Source organism: Kluyvera sp. Awk 3 (assembly GCF_028069715.1).
In the GTDB taxonomy this organism is placed as follows: domain Bacteria; phylum Pseudomonadota; class Gammaproteobacteria; order Enterobacterales; family Enterobacteriaceae; genus Kluyvera; species Kluyvera georgiana_A.
Map to the genome: position 1 here is coordinate 1 of NZ_JANEWH010000106.1, position 16,309 is coordinate 16,309.

Here is a 16,309-nt window from a genome sequence, read left to right on the forward strand (position 1 = left end):
ATCCATAATGGCTGGGTAGCATATATTAATAACATGATGACTAAATTATAATTCTTTTACATCTGGTCAATAGTCGAGGTTAGAATGCGCTTAATTGTCATGCTGTTGAGCTTTATGGTCTCTACATCGATCTGGGCGGGCGATCTTGCCAAACCTACCGGTAAAGTCATTTTAACCCTGTCCGGTAATATCGAAAATACAAACCGGGATGGGAAAGCCGTTCTGGATATCGCCAGTCTTGAAAAGTTGGGGGTGGTCAGTTTCCAGACTACCTCTCCCTGGTATAATGGCCGCACCACTTTTACGGGTATTCCGCTGCAGAAACTTATGGATTATGTCGGGGCGAAAGGATCGGTCGTTAAAGTTACCGCGCTCAATGACTACACCACCATCATTCCGCTCAGTGACTTCAAAAAATACAATGTTATCCTTGCCTTAAAAATCAACGGAGAATACATGCCCATCCGTGATAAAGGCCCACTATTCGTGGTGTATCCTTATGACAGCATCCCTGAACTGAATAACCAGGTCTATTATTCAAGATCAGCGTGGCAAGTCAGTAGAATGGATATAGAGTAGGGGTTCAGCGGAACATCATGAACAGAATATTGGCTGGCATTATATTTTTCCTTTTTGTATCTACTGGATATATCTCTTTTCTTGTCCATGAAAGACAGCAAGAGCTACAAAAACTCACGCAATACACCGATTCATGGTCTGCCGCCCAGATGGTATCAGAATATTATCGCTTTGAATCGTGGCTCGGTCTTTACACTATTGATGATGCGATGACGCTTGATGACGTGCGTCTGCGCCTCGACATCATGCTCAGCCAGAGTGATTTAGTCAAAGAAGGTGATTTAGGCCATTATATCAACAACAACAAAGCGCACCATGATCTGGCGATAAAGCTTGAAGAAACACTGGATTATCTGGATGCGCATCTTGAGAGCATGAGTCGCCCGGAGCTACAAAAATATCTAAAAGTCATGCATACGTTGGATACCCCCCTTGGCCGTCTTTCATCCGGTGCATTAGACAAGGATGTCAACTCGATTAATAGCGCCAACCTTAATATCAGAACGCTTTACTTTATTTATTCAGCAACTTCTGTGCTGCTGATAATAGTCAGTGCGATCCTCGGGATTCTCATATTTTATCAGAACAGGAATATCCTCAAGGCACACCTTCAGGTGAAGAATCTTGCCGACGAGTTGCAAAAATCAAAAGAGAAACTGCAAGTTCAGAATGTAAAACTGGAGTATGACGCCTACCATGATTCTCTGACTGGGATGAACAACCGGCATTTCTTCTGGGAAAAATTAAATAACACCATTGCTCAGGCAGAAAAAAATGATGATTCTGTGACAGTGATGCTGTTTGATTTAGACCGATTTAAAGAGGTAAATGATACCTACGGACATGATGTTGGCGATATATTATTACAACAGATCTCCCAGCGCCTGGTCTCAATGAACTTTGCTTCAGACACCTTTTATCGCTTAGGCGGCGATGAATTTGCCTTGCTCGCGAGTGGACTGACTGAGATGACAGCGGTTTCCCAGGCGCAGAAAATATGCGCTGCGATTAACCAGCCTTATACCATCTATAATGCGATAATCAATATAACCACCTGTGTCGGTATAGCTATCTCAGATACTGAACACCGCTCTGACTATCTCTATAAATATGCCGATCTCGCCCTTTATGAAGCTAAAAATGAAGGTTCGAGTAAGATAAAAGTTTTCCGGCAGTGGATGTTAGACAAGCTTCAGGAAAGCAGAACCCTCGAGCATGATATGGCATTGGGGTTAGCGAATAACGAATTCGTTGTTTACTATCAGCCTATTGTCGATTCGTTTACCAGCGAAATTTACAGCTATGAAGCGCTTATTCGGTGGATCCACCCTTTGAAGGGACTCATGTCGCCAGATAGCTTTATTCCTGTGGCAGAAAAAACCGGCATGATTAACGAAATGGGAAAATCAGTGCTTGAGATGGCATGCCGGGAAGCGGCATCCTGGGTGGTGCCGGTGAAAATTTCAGTGAATGTTTCTCCTGTTCAGCTCAATAGCAAAGCTTTCGCCGGCATCGTCCTGTCGATTCTGAAAGAAACGGGGCTTCCGGCCGACCGTCTTGAACTGGAAGTAACGGAATCCTCTCTCTTTTCCGAGAGTCATGCGCCGATGAATACCCTTAACAGGCTCAGAGCTCTGGGGGTGAAAATATCAATTGATGATTTTGGCACGGGATATTCTTCACTTTCGCGTCTGAGTCGCATTGCTTTCGATAAAATCAAAATCGACAAATCTTTTGTGCATTCAATATCAGTACAGGAAGACGCCCTTAATATCATTAAGCTTATTACGGGCATGGCAAAATCCCTCAGTATGAAGGTTGTTGCTGAAGGGGTTGAAACCCGCGAACAACTGGAAAATCTTAAAGCGTTGGGCTGCGATTTCGCCCAAGGATATCTCTTCCGTCAACCTCAGCCTTATATCGATGGGGAAATCAAAAACGGTCCGCAGCATGAATAATGCGTGAAAAAGTCTGTCGCGGTCGCGATATGGTACAGTGTTTGTTGCTACGAGAACGATGACAGGTTTCTATTATGCAACAAATTGATTTCTATATGGTTGATGCGTTCAGCAGCACCACTTTTTCCGGCAATGCTGCCGCAGTATGTCCCCTGATGGAGTGGCTGCCCGACGAGACGCTGTTGAAAATGGCGAAGCAGCATAATCAGTCGGAAACCGCATTCTTCGTCGTCAGTGAGAAGGGCTTTGAACTGCGCTGGTTTACCTCTCTCGGGGAAATCAACTTGTGCGGCCATGCAACCCTCGCGGCGGCGCACGTCATCTTCGAACATCTGGATTACACGGGCTCATCTATCCATTTTGAAACCCGTTTTGTCGGTCCGCTGACGGTGACGCGTAACGGCGAATGGCTGACGCTTGATTTACCAGCATGGCACGCAGAGCCGATAACTCCGCCTCCTTTACTGTTGGATGCTTTGGGCATCAGGACATACAGAGAAGTGCGTGTCGCGCGCGATTATCTGGTCGTGTTAGAGAATCAAGAGCAGGTTGCGGCTTTACAACCGGATATTCAGGCCATGATCCCGCTGGGCAAAATGATTTGCGTCACGGCGCCTGGTGATAAGCAATATGACTTTGTCAGCCGCGTTTTTTGTCCGGGTGACGCGGTACCGGAAGATCCGGTGACCGGTTCTGCACATAGCATGCTGATTCCATATTGGGCTGATAAACTGCAAAAGACACCGATGCTGGCCTATCAGGGGGGAGAGAGAGGTGGAGAGCTACGCTGTCGACTTGAGGGCGATCGCGTCTTTATCGGCGGGCAGGCAACGACTTATCTGACAGGTAAAGTGTTTCTGCGCCAGGACGAGCATGCTGTTGGTAAGAAGGCCCTGGCAACCTTAAAATCAGCAGGTTGTCCTTAACTGTTGCCTGGCGTAATTTGTTTCTTTCCGACAGGTATGAATGAGGTTGCTATGCAGGCTTTACTGATTATCGATATGCAAGGTTTTGTTCCCGATCGCATTGCGGGAGGGATGGCCTATTTTCCCGCCAGCAGTATCGACAATATGCGCGCGACGATTGCGGCATTTCGGGCAGCGGGAAAACCGGTCCTGCATGTTCGCCATGAAACCCTCGAGCCAGGTTCGCCTCTGCAACGCGATAGCGCCCATTTCCAGCCCGTTATTGGGTTTGAAGAACACGCGGGCGAGCCTGTCTTTATAAAAACAACCTCATCGGCGTTCAGTTCTACCGATCTTCATGGCTGGTTACAGCGCGCGCAGATTAGCGATGTTGCGGTGATTGGCGCAGTGGCGGGTTACTGCGTTAACTCTACCGTGCGCATGGGAGCAGACCTTGGGCTTTCCATGACGGTGATTCGCGATGCGGTGCTGAGCTTCCCGCTCGAGAGTGCGGAAATTAGCGCAGAAGAGGTCTATCGCGTGACGATAGCGTTGCTGGAAAACGGCTTTGCCAGCGGGATAAATACGGCTGAACTTAAGCTGAACAACCATTAAATATAGATAATGCTGCCATTGGGCGGAAAAAGCGTCACATGGCAGCATATATGCGCTGTTTTTGATGATGATGGTGAGCGCGTCATCGAGGGTTATAGTTTTACAGGTAGCATAAAATCCTGTTGACTACTCCCAGGCATGCGGCGCGAACAGATAGCCTTTATTGCGCACGGTCTTAATGCGATATGGCTCGGTCGCGCTGTCCTGTAGTTTCTTGCGTAGCCGGGAAATCGCCACGTCCACGCTGCGATCCATCCCGTCGTAGCTGACGCCGCGAAGATTTTTCAGCAGCGCGTCGCGGTCCATGATTTGCCCCGCATGAGTCGCGAGCTCCCACAGCAAATCGAAATCGGCGGTGGAAAGGGCGATGCTTTCACCGCTCAGCAGAACCTGACGGTTCACCGGATCGATGACCAGCGTACCGAAGCGAATGGTTTTGTGCGGCGTCAAGGCAGGCTGCGCGGCGACCGTTTGACTCCCGTTACCCGGATTTTGTCGTAGGTGAAGACGCAGGCGCGCCAGCAGCACGGCGGGCGGGGTCGTTTTGAGAATATAGTCGTTCGCGCCCATTTCCAGTGACAGAATATGATTCATGTCGCTATCCAGAGAAGTGAGCAGTACGATAGGGCCCGCCCATTGACCGCGAAGATCGCGGCAAAGCGTCATGCCATCTTTACCCGGTAACATGATGTCCAGCAGCACCAGATCCGGATTTTCACGGGCAATCGTCGCTTCGGCATTATCGCCCCGCGGCTCGACCACCACATCCATATCATGCTTGCCCAGATAGGCGGCGATCAGCGCCCCTACATCCGGATCATCCTCAACATAAACGATCTTATTCATGACTCTACGCACTGGCTGACAAAACGGCTACGATACACCGCGCGCAGCTTTGCCGCCACAAAAAAGGCCGCAGGGATTCCCCCTGCGGCCTCGTTCGGGCGCATGCCGCCACTGCGGCGGAAATGACGCCCATCTCGCGATTATTTCCGACTACGCCAGTGACTCACTATCAGGCTGACCAATACGCCAGCGATGACGGGAGCGGCAAGATCGTGCCAGAAAATAACGGCAAACTGCATCAGCGTCATATAGCCGCCTTCTGTTGCAATGGCAACGGTTCGCGGCTATCCTTGAACTGTTGAGGTTTCAAGAATCGCCCCCTTATGTTGCCCGGTTAACGCCGAACAATGTGCGGGGGTTTTCTTTTATCCAGCAACAACGCCGCCGGGGATCAAGCCCCCGCAACACTGCGCCTCACCGGAAAGTCCGGCTTGCCGCGAATTCTACAATCTTTTGCCCAATGCGCTTTGTCCATCCTCTTTAATTGCGAGCACGCTTCTGAATTTTCATTCATAAAGACAACCGCTTCCGCTATGCTGGAGCAACATGTTGTTTATTGGTGAATAATAAGATGGGGTTGTTAATTAAGGCGCTGCTTGGCGCGCTGGTTGTGGTGTTGATTGGCATTCTGGCAAAAACGAAAAACTACGCCATTGCTGGGCTGATTCCGCTTTTTCCCACCTTTGCGCTGATTGCGCACTATATCGTTGCCAGCGAGCGGGGAACCGAAGCGCTGCGGGCGACCATCGTTTTTGGAATGTGGTCGATTATTCCCTATTTTCTCTATCTGTTGTCGCTGTGGTATTTCACCGGCATGATGCGCCTGCCGCTTGCGTTAGCCGGCGCCGTGGCCTGTTGGGGCGTTAGCGCCTGGCTATTAATTTTCCTGTGGGGCCGTTTTCACTAAGCGTTAGACCAGAGGCCGCCCGCCATCGACGGCGAAAGAGCGGCCCGTGACATAGCTGCTGCCGAGCAGATAATCGACCAGGTCGATTATCTCTTTCTCGCCGCCGGCGATTTTCATCAGCGATTTATTCAGCGCTTTTTGCCGATATTCGGCGTCATCATCCTCGTTAAACAGCACCAGCGCCGGGGCGATCGCGTTAACCTTCACCTCGGGTGCCAGCTTGCGGGCAAACGAGCGAGTCATGTTGTCTAGCGCGGCCTTGCTGGCGGCGTAGGCGATATGCTTGTCGCTGCCGCGTTCCACCACATAGTCCGTGAAATGAATAATGTCGCTGGCTGCGTGGCCGTGTCCGCGCAGCAGGCCTTCAAGAGCATGGTTGAGCAGGTAGGGCGCATGCACGTGAATTTGCAGCATGGCGTTGAGCACCTGACTGAGCGGCGTAGATGGGCTTTCCGCCTGCCAGCCGCTGGCGTTATGGATGATGGCGCGCAGGCTGGTACAGTGTGATTTCACCGCCTCGGCAAAGGCATTAATTCCCTCATCGTGGGCAAAATCTGCCTGAATACAGACAGCGCCCGCTCGCCGCATCACATCAATGGCCGGATAGTGCGTACGATAGCTGAGGATAACCGGCTGCTGTTGGGTGAGAAAATGGTGGGCAAGGGCGAGGCCGATACGGCGGCCTCCACCGGTTATCAGTACGGGGCGTGATAGCATGTTTCCCATCGTTATCTCCATATGTATTCTGCGATGGGGTGACCGCGTTACCCCATTAACATCCACGTTGCCGGCACAGCGGCAACCAGAAGTAGGCCAATTAAGGCTAATTCGCGACGCTTGAGCAGGATATTATCTTCATGCGTGCGGCGCGCATAGATAAAGACTAACAGGCCCGGCGCATAGAGTACGACCGATAGCAGCAGGTGCATCGGGCCGGACGCATATAATAACCATAAGCCATAAATGCAGGCACCGACACCAATCACCTTATGCAGCGGACGATGCGCCACCTTGAGTAAAAACGCGCCGACCAGGAAGTAAGGCACGAGGATCATCTCGGAAGCGATAGTCAGCAGCGTGTTGTAGTCAGAACCGGTCAGCCAGATTAGCACCAGGCTTGCCTGTACGCTCAGGTTGGTGAGCCACAGCGAGGCGGCAGGGGCGTTATTCGCGTTCTGTCGGGCGAAGATTCGCGGGAATGCTTTATGCGTGGCAGCCAGCAGCGGCACTTCCGCTGCCATAATTGTCCAGCTCAGGTAGGCCCCGCAAACGGAGACAATCAGCCCGGCGGCAATCACAATTTCACCCCAGGAACCCATCATACGCACCATCAGGCCCGCCATTGATGGATTGCGCATCTCTGCCAGTTCAGGACGGGCAACCACCCCCATCGACAGCAGCGTGACCAGCAGATAAACCCCCAGCGCGGAAATCACGGCCAGCAGCGTCGCGCGGCCAACATCTTTTTTATTACGGGCGCGCGCCGACACCACCACCGCGCCTTCCACGCCAATAAACACCCAAAGCGTTATCAGCATAGTGTTTTTCACCTGTTCCCACACCGGCACGCCAAGGTCGATACCGTGGAAATCCAGAGTAAAGGTCTCGCTTTTAAAAGCGATCGCCGCCAGCACGATAAACAACCCCAGCGGTACCAGCTTGGCCAGCGTCGCGGCCAGGTTGATGCTGGCAGCCGTCTGTACGCCGCGCAGAACCAGAAAATGAACCACCCAGAGCAGCACCGAAGCCCCGACAATGGATTGCCAGGTATTACCGTCGCCAAACAGGCGCAGTTCAGGCGTATCGGTAAAGAAACTGAGGGCGGAGAAAACAATCACCAGATAGGAGACGTTGGCAATCACCGCACACAGCCAGTAACCCCATGCGGAACAAAAGCCGATCAGTTCCCCGAAACCTTCGCGCGCGTAGGTAAAGATACCGCCGTCAAGATCCGGACGGATGCGGGTCAGTACCAGCATGGCGATGGCAAGGAACAGAATGCCCACGCCGGTGATAGCCCAGCCAATCAGCAGTGCGGCGGGGCTGGCGACCTCGGCCATGTTTTGCGGCAGGCTGAATACGCCCGCACCGAGCATTGAGCTCAGAACCAGAGCCGTCAGGGCGCTAAGCCCTAATTTCTTTTCCATGAGAATCCTGTCGTGGAAGGCGAAGAACAAGAATATTTATTTGGCGAAATCGCATAAACATGGAGGATTGCGCTGAGGCGGCGATTTTACGGAGAGCGATGCATACATGCAACAATGTATAAAAAGAAATGAATAAAAAAGGCGGCTTACGCCGCCTTTTGCTGTTGCTTACTTGTACAGGTCGGCGCTGATGGTGACGTTGCCGCCGCGCTCCTGCCATTCACGGGTAATGTGATAATACTTAGCGCCTTTCTTAGCGGCGCGTTTTGCCACCTGATAAGACACTTCGGTCATGTTGCCGTAGTTACCGGTGAACTTGATGCTGTCGAACGGAATCATCTGTGCAGCAGTGACTTTGTTCAGTTCTTCGACTTTCGTACCGTCAGGAAGCGTGACACTGTAACGCCCACCCTTAGTGGTCTGTGTTTCGAAGAAACGGCCTACGCCGGTGCCCGCACCGACGGCGGCGGTTGTCGCTACGCCCGGGATCTCAACCTGTTTCGCTGCTTCGCCGCCTTCCGCCAGCAGTTTACGCCCGGCGTCAGAATCTGCCGGAATGGCATCCGGGCTCTGCAATACGCGTTTTTCCGCATCGGCTTTATAGATGTAGGCGGTAATACGCTGGTTACCGCCGTCGTTCGCATCAACCTGACGGACGATAAAGAAGGAGGCGGCGCCTTTGGCTTTGGCGGCCTTGGTAATAGCATCGTTCACTTCCGGCTGGCTGCGGTAGAAGCCCTGAACGGTGACTGTGTCGTAAGGCACCAGCGCAACGGCCTGGTCTTTCGGCAGTTCCATCACGCCATTGATGATGCGATTTTTCGGAGCGTCGGCTTTCGGCGCGTCTTCTTTATAGAGATCTGCCGTGACGCGCCAGTTGCCGCTGTTGCCGTAATCAGAGGTATCGACAACATAGAAAGAGGCTGCGCCTTCTTTGTCCGCTTTGCGGGACATGGCGTTGACTGCATCGCCAATGGCGGTATAGCGACCGGTGATCACCACGCGGTCATAGGGCTTCAGTGCGGACGCTTGCTCCGGGGTCAGCTCGGTGGCTGCATGAGCGGACATTGCCGCGGCAGACAGCATGGCGGACACGAGGAGGGTGTTCTTAAGCTTCATAAAAATAATCCTTCGCCTTGCGCAAACCAAATTCGGGTCATGTTGTTAACGGGAAAACGTCTGATTATGGCATTGAAATGACGCTACTGTCTGCGTCATTTTTAACTTCAGATGCGAACCCGGTGACGGTTTTGGATAACTTTTCCTGATATGTTGAAAAAACGGGCGCTTGACCGGAAAAAGCGGTCAACCATATGACTTTTTTAAGTTAATGGAATGTTAACTGCGCCGTCTTGCCCGCGAAAAATCATGTTTTCCCACGGAGAAGAAGCGAATTATGGGGCTCGCTACTCAAATCGGGGCAAATATCGCTGTTTGTAGCGGCTGGAACTCCTTATTTGGCATTTAATGCAAAAATAGTGTTTTTCGGCGCTAGATCACAATCGGTATTTTCAGTAGGTTATAGACAGTTTGTTACTGTTTTATTTATTCAGGTTGTTCGCCTGTTAGGTCACTTACGGGTTACCCGCAACAAACTGACAAAACGGCAAACCATTAAATAAGAACCGATATAAGGGAATAGTTATGCGTATTGGTGTACCAAAAGAAAGGTGGGCCCAGGAAACGCGAGTCGCAGCAACGCCGAAAACGGTTGAGCAGCTGCTGAAGCTCGGTTTTAGCGTGGCCATTGAAAGTGGTGCAGGAAAACTAGCCAGTTTTGATGACGAAGCATTTGTGCAGGCTGGTGCAGAGATAGTCTCTGGTGATGATATCTGGCAATCCGACGTTATCCTCAAGGTTAACGCGCCGCTGGATGAAGAAATTGCGCTGCTGAACCCGGGTACGACGCTGATTAGCTTTATCTGGCCGGCACAAAATGCTGAGCTGATGGCAAAATTGGCTGAGCGGAATATTAACGTCATGGCGATGGACTCCGTGCCGCGTATTTCCCGTGCCCAATCGCTGGATGCGTTAAGTTCGATGGCGAACATTGCGGGTTATCGCGCTATCGTTGAAGCGGCTCACGAGTTCGGTCGTTTCTTTACCGGCCAAATCACCGCGGCGGGGAAAGTTCCACCGGCGAAAGTGATGGTGATTGGCGCGGGCGTAGCGGGTCTTGCCGCTATCGGCGCGGCGAACAGCCTTGGCGCGATTGTGCGTGCGTTCGACACCCGCCCGGAAGTGAAAGAGCAGGTGCAGAGCATGGGCGCCGAATTCCTCGAGCTGGACTTCAAAGAAGAAGCCGGCAGCGGAGACGGTTATGCCAAAGTGATGTCAGAGGCGTTTATTGCCGCTGAAATGGCCCTGTTCGCCGCGCAGGCAAAAGAGGTCGACATCATCGTTACCACCGCGTTGATTCCGGGCAAACCGGCGCCGAAGCTGATTACCCGCGAAATGGTGGATTCCATGACGCCGGGGAGCGTCATCGTCGACCTGGCCGCGCAAAACGGCGGTAACTGCGAATACACCGTGCCAAATGAAATTTTCGTCACGGCAAACGGCGTGAAGGTGATCGGCTATACCGATCTGGCCGGACGCCTGCCGACGCAGTCATCTCAGCTGTATGGCACCAACCTGGTGAACCTGCTGAAGCTGCTGTGCAAAGAGAAAGACGGCAACATCACCATCGATTTTGATGACGTCGTGGTGCGCGGCGTGACCGTCATCCGCGAAGGCGAAGTCACCTGGCCGGCACCGCCGATTCAGGTTTCGGCACAGCCGCAGGCCGCGCAGAAAGCCGCGCCAGCGCCAAAAGAACCGGAGAAACCGGCGTCACCGTGGCGTAAATATGCGCTGATCGCGCTGGCCATCATTCTGTTTGGCTGGCTGGCGAGCGTCGCACCGAAAGAGTTCCTCGGTCACTTCACCGTGTTCGCGCTCTCCTGCGTAGTGGGTTATTACGTGGTGTGGAACGTGTCGCATGCATTGCACACGCCGTTGATGTCGGTCACGAATGCTATCTCAGGCATTATCGTGGTTGGCGCGCTCCTGCAGATTGGCCATGGTGGCTGGGTAAGCTTCCTGAGTTTTATCGCGGTATTGATCGCCAGCATTAATATTTTTGGTGGTTTCACCGTCACTCAGCGCATGCTGAAAATGTTCCGCAAAGGATAAGGGGTAACAAATGTCTGGAGGATTAGTTACAGCTGCATACATTGTTGCCGCAATCCTGTTTATTTTCAGTCTCGCCGGGCTTTCCAAACACGAAACCTCGCAGCAGGGCAACTACTACGGCATCGCCGGTATGGCGATTGCCCTGATCGCGACCATCTTCGGGCCGGATACCAGCAATGTGGCGTGGATCCTGCTGGCGATGATTATCGGCGGCGCGATTGGTATTCGCCTGGCGAAGAAAGTGGAAATGACCGAAATGCCGGAGCTGGTCGCGGTGCTGCACAGCTTTGTCGGTCTGGCCGCGGTGCTGGTGGGCTTCAACAGCTACCTGCAGCATAAAACCGGTATGGAACAGATTCTGGTCAATATTCACCTGACAGAAGTGTTCCTCGGTATCTTTATCGGTGCGGTCACCTTTACCGGTTCTATCGTGGCGTTCGGCAAGCTGTGCGGCAAGATGTCTTCGAAGCCGCTGATGCTGCCAAATCGTCACAAGCTGAACCTGGCGGCGCTGGTGGTTTCCTTCCTGCTGATGGTGGCTTTCGTGCGCACCGACAGCGTGGGCACTCAGGTGCTGTGCCTGCTGGTGATGACCATTATCGCGCTAGCTTTCGGTTGGCACCTGGTGGCATCTATCGGTGGGGCAGACATGCCGGTGGTGGTCTCCATGCTGAACTCCTACTCCGGTTGGGCGGCAGCGGCGGCGGGCTTTATGCTCAGCAACGACCTGCTGATCGTCACCGGTGCGCTGGTGGGTTCTTCCGGTGCCATCCTGTCTTACATCATGTGTAAGGCGATGAACCGTTCGTTCTTCAGCGTTATTGCGGGTGGTTTTGGTACCGACGGTTCCTCTACCGGTAGTGATGAAGAAGTGGGCGAGCATCGCGAAATTAACGCCGAAGAAACCGCTGAAATGCTGAAAAACTCCCACTCGGTAATCATCACCCCGGGGTATGGCATGGCGGTGGCGCAGGCACAGTATCCGGTAGCGGAAATCACCGAAAAACTGCGCGCGCGCGGTATCAAAGTGCGCTTTGGTATCCACCCGGTTGCCGGGCGTCTGCCGGGCCACATGAACGTGCTGCTGGCGGAAGCGAAGGTGCCTTACGACATCGTGCTGGAGATGGACGAAATCAACGATGACTTTGCTGACACCGATACCGTACTGGTCATCGGCGCGAACGATACCGTTAACCCGGCCGCGCAGGACGATCCGAAAAGCCCGATTGCCGGCATGCCGGTTCTGGAAGTGTGGAAGGCGCAGAATGTTATTGTCTTCAAGCGTTCCATGAATACCGGTTACGCTGGGGTACAGAACCCGCTGTTCTTTAAAGAAAATACTCAGATGCTGTTCGGCGATGCGAAAGCTAGCGTGGATGCCATTCTGAAAGCGCTGTAATTACCGCGTATAAAATGAAGGCCGCCATTCTCCTGAGGAATGGCGGCCTTATATTTGATTTATGATTGTTTTTGGTCAAAAAGTGCGCAGTGAAAGGTGTTATAATGTTCTATGTCGTTCAAACCAACAGAGGAACTTATGGATACCTTGTTAACGCCTGCACAATTGGCCATCGAATATCTTCGTCGCGAAACCACACCTTTAACCCCTGCACAGTACCTGAAACGCGTTAAGCAACTTGAGCTGGAATTTGCTGACCTGATGGCGCTTTCTGCCATTGAACTGAAAGAAGAGATCGACTTTGCCTGGCGACTAGGGCTCCATTGATAGCATCCCGCTAGCCTGGCAGCGCATGATGATGCCGGGAAGCTAATCGCAAGACAAAAAAAACCGGCCATTTGAATTGACCGGTTTTTTCGTCACATCACACCACTTAATCGTCTTCTTCGTCGTCCATCTCGACGGGGGTCTGATAGTCATTGGGTTTGATCGCGAGCAGGTCGCAGCGCAGGTGGTCAATAACCTGTTCGGCAGTGTTGCCGAGGAAGGCCGCCGAAATACCGGTTCGTCCGATAGTGCCCAGTACCACGATGCCGGCGTCAAGATGCGCGGCAAGATCCGGAATGACCTCTTCAGGCAACCCTTTCTCGACGTGAGTAAACTTCTCATCAATACCAAATTTCTGGCGCAACGATTTCATCGCCAGCAGGTGCTGGCCGCGGATCGCATCGTTGTAAACGCTGGGGTCGAAATCAGGCAATTCAATGGCGATATTGATCGGCGTGACCGGGAAAGCGCCGACCAGGTGTACTTCGGTATGGTTGACCTGTTCGGCCAGCTCAAGGGTCTCTTTGACCAGCTTCTCGTTCAACGCGTTATGGTACGCTTCTTCGCTGGCAAGGTTGACGGCAACGAGTGCTTTACCGCCTTCAGGCCACGGCTGATCTTTCACCATCCATACCGGGCATGGGCATTTACGTAACAGGTGCCAGTCGGTTGGGGTGAAGATTACCGACTCCAGCTTGTCGTGCTGGTGGGCCATTTTCAGCAGCAAATCGTGGCCGCCGCTGACAACTTCCTGGATGATGGCTTCGAACGGGCGATTATGCCACACCACTTTGATCTCCAGCGGAACGCCGGCTTCCAGGTAGTATTTCGCCTGCTCGCGGATCCATGCGGTTCGCTGGCTAATCACGCCCTGGCGCATTGCGGTGCGCTCATCAGGAGACAAAAGGGTGGTCATTTCATAGGAAAAGTCATAGATCGGCAAAAAGGCTTTAATGCGGCCGCCAATCCGTTGATGAAGATACACAGCGCGTCGTAGCGCAGGCTGGTCGTCCTGGTTCGGATCGATCGCCACGAGCATATTTTGATATCTGGCCATACAGGGTCTCCTTACAGCTGTAACCACAGTTTGTAAGTAAAAGATAACTCATATAGTGGGATTGAAACAGGGGGGAACCTTCGCAAGATCAATAAACAGGATAAATTAGCCTTGTCGTGGGCATCGGGGAAGTTCGATAAATTCAGATTTAATGCGTAGGTTTTTTTACACAGAATGATATAGATTTCTCTCAGATACCCCGCACACAAGGAAATGACGATGACCCAGCGTTCCTCACTCTTAAAGACGGTCGCGGCCGTCGTTGCGTTGTCGCTCTGCGCAACGCCAGTGTTGGCCGACCCCGGCAACGGGCATGGCAACGGTAACGGCAATAGCAACCATGGCAACAGTAGCCACGGTAATAGTAAAAGCGATAAAGGGAATAGCCAGCAGTGGAGTAAAGGCCAGGACAAGGACCATGGATCGACATCGCGTAAGAATTATGGCAAACCCGACCATGTTGACCGCGATATCAGCTACGCAACGGCCAGGCAGCTCGCGGTTAACTATGGCCTGACCGGCTACAAATCTTTGCCACCGGGTATTGCTAAAAATCTGGCGCGGGGTAAACCGCTGCCACCGGGTATTGCGAAAAAAGCGGTCCCGGTATCAATGCTCAATCAGCTTCCTTATTACCCTGGTTATGAATGGCAGGTGATTGGCGATAACCTGGTACTCATTGCTTTAAGTACGGCGATTGTCACGTCGGTGATTAACGGCGTATTTGATTAGAGAGCTGAAGCAGACAATAAAAAACCCCGGCTCGCCGGGGTTTTTTATTGGTGTCATGAAACAGCGATCAGGCGACGTTACGAGTATGACCCGCGAGAATAGCCAGCGCATCGCTGTTTTCAATGGTGATGTATTTACCCTTCACCGCCAGCATGCCGCTTTTCTGGAAACGACCCAGCAGTCGGCTGATGGTTTCTACCGTCAGACCCAGGTAGTTACCGATATCGCCACGGGTCATGGTGAGACGGAATTCACGCGGCGAGAAACCACGCTGAGCGAAACGACGCGACAGGTTATAGATAAAGGCCGCCAGGCGCTCTTCCGCGTTTTTCTTCGACAGCAGCAGGATCATGTCCTGATCGCCTTTGATCTCTCCGCTCATCAGACGCATCATCTGCTGACGCAGGTTCGGCATTTTGCCTGAGAGGTCATCCAGGGTCTCAAACGGGATTTCGCACACCATGGAAGTTTCCAGCGCCTGAGCAAAGCTCGGGTGATGGCCGGTGCCGATGGCGTCGAAGCCAACTAAATCGCCTGCCAGATGGAAACCGGTGATCTGCTCATCGCCTTGCTCGGTAATGGTATAGCTCTTGATGGTACCGGAACGGATGGCATACAGAGACTTCAGTTCATCTCCGGCTTTGAATAACGTTTGCCCTTTCTGAATAGGCTTTTTGCGCTCGATAATATTATCCAGCTGATCAAGCTCATGCTCATTAAGAGTGAACGGGATGCAAAGCTGGCTGATGCTGCAATCCTGGCAATGGATCGCGCAACCGCCAGACTGAATGCGTCGTATAATTCTCTTTTCCGGGATCATAGGTTTGCTCAAGCCTTAATTGATATTGGTCAATTTTAACATCTTTTTGGTGAGCAGGTAAGTCTCGGCGCGCGTATTCACCCAAGATTAAAATGGGATAGCAGGGAATGAGATATATCTCATTGATATAGAATATAAATTTTCAGGCGCATTTATCGCTAAAGCGCCTGTTAAGCTCATAAAGGGCACAGAAAATCAAAGCAGCAGATAGCCTTCGTGTCGCAGAAGCCACTCTTTACGCTGTACGCCGCCAGCATAACCGGTCATGGTGCCGTTGCGTCCGATCACCCGATGGCAGGGCACGACGATACTCACCGGGTTAGATCCATTGGCGGCGCCTACGGCGCGAGCGGCTCCCGGACGGCCAAGCTGTTCGGCTAGCTGCCCGTAGTGCATCACCTGACCACAGGGGATGGTGCGCAGGGTTTGCCAGACTTCGCGCTGAAAGGGGGTTCCGGCGGTGGCGGTAGGCAGGGATTCGATCACCGCCAGATCGCCATCAAAATAGTTCGCCAACTGCTGACTCAGCCCGCCGGGGTTGCGTGATGTGACGCGGGTATAGCCTTCAGCCCGGTAGTGAATATCCAGCAGTTGCACCATACGGTCGCTGTGTTCTTCCCATTCCACGGCGCGCAAATGAAAGTTTTCATCACACAGAATCCACAGCGGCCCGAGCGGTGTGGCAATTTTATCTTCAAGCAACGTCAGCATGCGCACTCTCTATATATGATATGTTTACGCAAATTATTCCTGTTTGACACCATAGCATGTGAATGGCCGCTGGCTCTATACCTCAGATGTATAACATCACAAAGGATATGGCTTATTTATCATCAACTATAA

Annotated in this window: 17 protein-coding genes; 9 read left to right on the top strand and 8 right to left on the bottom strand. The window is 52.3% G+C overall.

Annotated features, from left to right (window positions below):
- Positions 1 to 84 precede the first annotated feature (84 nt).
- The 4 genes from NNN71_RS18505 to NNN71_RS18520 all read left to right on the top strand — a co-directional run bounded on the left by NNN71_RS18505 (position 85) and on the right by NNN71_RS18520 (position 4,057).
- Complete coding sequence (locus tag NNN71_RS18505) at positions 85 to 579, top strand: molybdopterin-dependent oxidoreductase (RefSeq protein WP_271459081.1); 495 nt, start codon at positions 85 to 87, stop codon at positions 577 to 579.
- Between the two features lie 17 nt (positions 580 to 596).
- Positions 597 to 2,537, top strand: coding sequence for a putative bifunctional diguanylate cyclase/phosphodiesterase (locus NNN71_RS18510; RefSeq protein ID WP_167575912.1), 1,941 nt, complete (start codon positions 597 to 599; stop codon positions 2,535 to 2,537).
- Positions 2,538 to 2,611: 74 nt separating this feature from the next.
- Positions 2,612 to 3,463, top strand: a complete 852-nt coding sequence (locus tag NNN71_RS18515) for a PhzF family phenazine biosynthesis protein (RefSeq protein WP_271459082.1) — start codon at positions 2,612 to 2,614, stop codon at positions 3,461 to 3,463.
- Between the two features lie 51 nt (positions 3,464 to 3,514).
- Positions 3,515 to 4,057 (top strand): isochorismatase family protein, encoded by a 543-nt coding sequence (locus tag NNN71_RS18520; protein WP_249021857.1) that lies wholly within the window; start codon positions 3,515 to 3,517, stop codon positions 4,055 to 4,057.
- 126 nt (positions 4,058 to 4,183) lie between these two features.
- On the opposite strand, the gene rstA is transcribed toward NNN71_RS18520, so the two are convergent.
- The gene (rstA, locus tag NNN71_RS18525; RefSeq protein ID WP_163449569.1) at positions 4,184 to 4,903 is read right to left on the bottom strand and encodes a two-component system response regulator RstA; all 720 of its coding nucleotides are present in this window, start codon (positions 4,901 to 4,903) and stop codon (positions 4,184 to 4,186) included.
- A 140-nt stretch (positions 4,904 to 5,043) separates the two neighbouring features.
- Positions 5,044 to 5,151 (bottom strand): type I toxin-antitoxin system toxin Ldr family protein, encoded by a 108-nt coding sequence (locus tag NNN71_RS18530; protein WP_163449568.1) that lies wholly within the window; start codon positions 5,149 to 5,151, stop codon positions 5,044 to 5,046.
- A 323-nt stretch (positions 5,152 to 5,474) separates the two neighbouring features.
- Here NNN71_RS18530 and NNN71_RS18535 point away from each other — a divergent pair, with 323 nt between their 5' ends.
- A complete protein-coding gene (locus tag NNN71_RS18535; RefSeq protein ID WP_064545630.1) occupies positions 5,475 to 5,810 on the top strand; it encodes a GlpM family protein in 336 nt (111 codons plus the stop codon).
- Positions 5,811 to 5,813: 3 nt separating this feature from the next.
- On the opposite strand, the gene folM is transcribed toward NNN71_RS18535, so the two are convergent.
- The 3 genes from folM to ydgH all read right to left on the bottom strand — a co-directional run bounded on the left by folM (position 5,814) and on the right by ydgH (position 9,076).
- The gene (gene folM / locus NNN71_RS18540; RefSeq protein ID WP_223802560.1) at positions 5,814 to 6,536 is read right to left on the bottom strand and encodes a dihydromonapterin reductase; all 723 of its coding nucleotides are present in this window, start codon (positions 6,534 to 6,536) and stop codon (positions 5,814 to 5,816) included.
- A gap of 38 nt (positions 6,537 to 6,574) precedes the next feature.
- A complete protein-coding gene (locus NNN71_RS18545) occupies positions 6,575 to 7,957 on the bottom strand; it encodes an amino acid permease (protein WP_271459083.1) in 1,383 nt (460 codons plus the stop codon).
- 168 nt (positions 7,958 to 8,125) lie between these two features.
- Positions 8,126 to 9,076 carry a DUF1471 family protein YdgH gene (ydgH, locus tag NNN71_RS18550; RefSeq protein ID WP_163449565.1) on the bottom strand — a complete coding sequence of 317 codons (951 nt, stop codon included), beginning with the start codon at positions 9,074 to 9,076 and terminating at the stop codon, positions 8,126 to 8,128.
- A gap of 525 nt (positions 9,077 to 9,601) precedes the next feature.
- Here ydgH and pntA point away from each other — a divergent pair.
- The 3 genes from pntA to NNN71_RS18565 all read left to right on the top strand — a co-directional run bounded on the left by pntA (position 9,602) and on the right by NNN71_RS18565 (position 12,857).
- Entirely contained in the window at positions 9,602 to 11,131 is a 1,530-nt protein-coding gene (gene pntA, locus NNN71_RS18555; protein ID WP_064545620.1) for a Re/Si-specific NAD(P)(+) transhydrogenase subunit alpha, read from the top strand.
- A 10-nt stretch (positions 11,132 to 11,141) separates the two neighbouring features.
- Complete coding sequence (gene pntB / locus NNN71_RS18560; RefSeq protein WP_271459084.1) at positions 11,142 to 12,530, top strand: Re/Si-specific NAD(P)(+) transhydrogenase subunit beta; 1,389 nt, start codon at positions 11,142 to 11,144, stop codon at positions 12,528 to 12,530.
- A 138-nt stretch (positions 12,531 to 12,668) separates the two neighbouring features.
- A complete protein-coding gene (locus NNN71_RS18565) occupies positions 12,669 to 12,857 on the top strand; it encodes a YdiH family protein (protein WP_163449562.1) in 189 nt (62 codons plus the stop codon).
- A 106-nt stretch (positions 12,858 to 12,963) separates the two neighbouring features.
- Here the strand turns inward: NNN71_RS18565 and uspE are convergent, their stop codons facing one another.
- Complete coding sequence (uspE, locus tag NNN71_RS18570; RefSeq protein ID WP_163449561.1) at positions 12,964 to 13,914, bottom strand: universal stress protein UspE; 951 nt, start codon at positions 13,912 to 13,914, stop codon at positions 12,964 to 12,966.
- Positions 13,915 to 14,133: 219 nt separating this feature from the next.
- Here uspE and NNN71_RS18575 point away from each other — a divergent pair, with 219 nt between their 5' ends.
- Positions 14,134 to 14,646, top strand: a complete 513-nt coding sequence (locus tag NNN71_RS18575) for an anti-virulence regulator CigR family protein (protein WP_271459085.1) — start codon at positions 14,134 to 14,136, stop codon at positions 14,644 to 14,646.
- Between the two features lie 67 nt (positions 14,647 to 14,713).
- Here the strand turns inward: NNN71_RS18575 and fnr are convergent, their stop codons facing one another.
- Together fnr and ogt are read right to left on the bottom strand one after the other, a co-directional pair.
- Positions 14,714 to 15,466, bottom strand: coding sequence for a fumarate/nitrate reduction transcriptional regulator Fnr (gene fnr / locus NNN71_RS18580; RefSeq protein ID WP_061708991.1), 753 nt, complete (start codon positions 15,464 to 15,466; stop codon positions 14,714 to 14,716).
- A gap of 195 nt (positions 15,467 to 15,661) precedes the next feature.
- Positions 15,662 to 16,177 carry a methylated-DNA--[protein]-cysteine S-methyltransferase gene (gene ogt, locus NNN71_RS18585; protein ID WP_271459086.1) on the bottom strand — a complete coding sequence of 172 codons (516 nt, stop codon included), beginning with the start codon at positions 16,175 to 16,177 and terminating at the stop codon, positions 15,662 to 15,664.
- Between the last annotated feature and the right edge of the window lie 132 nt (positions 16,178 to 16,309).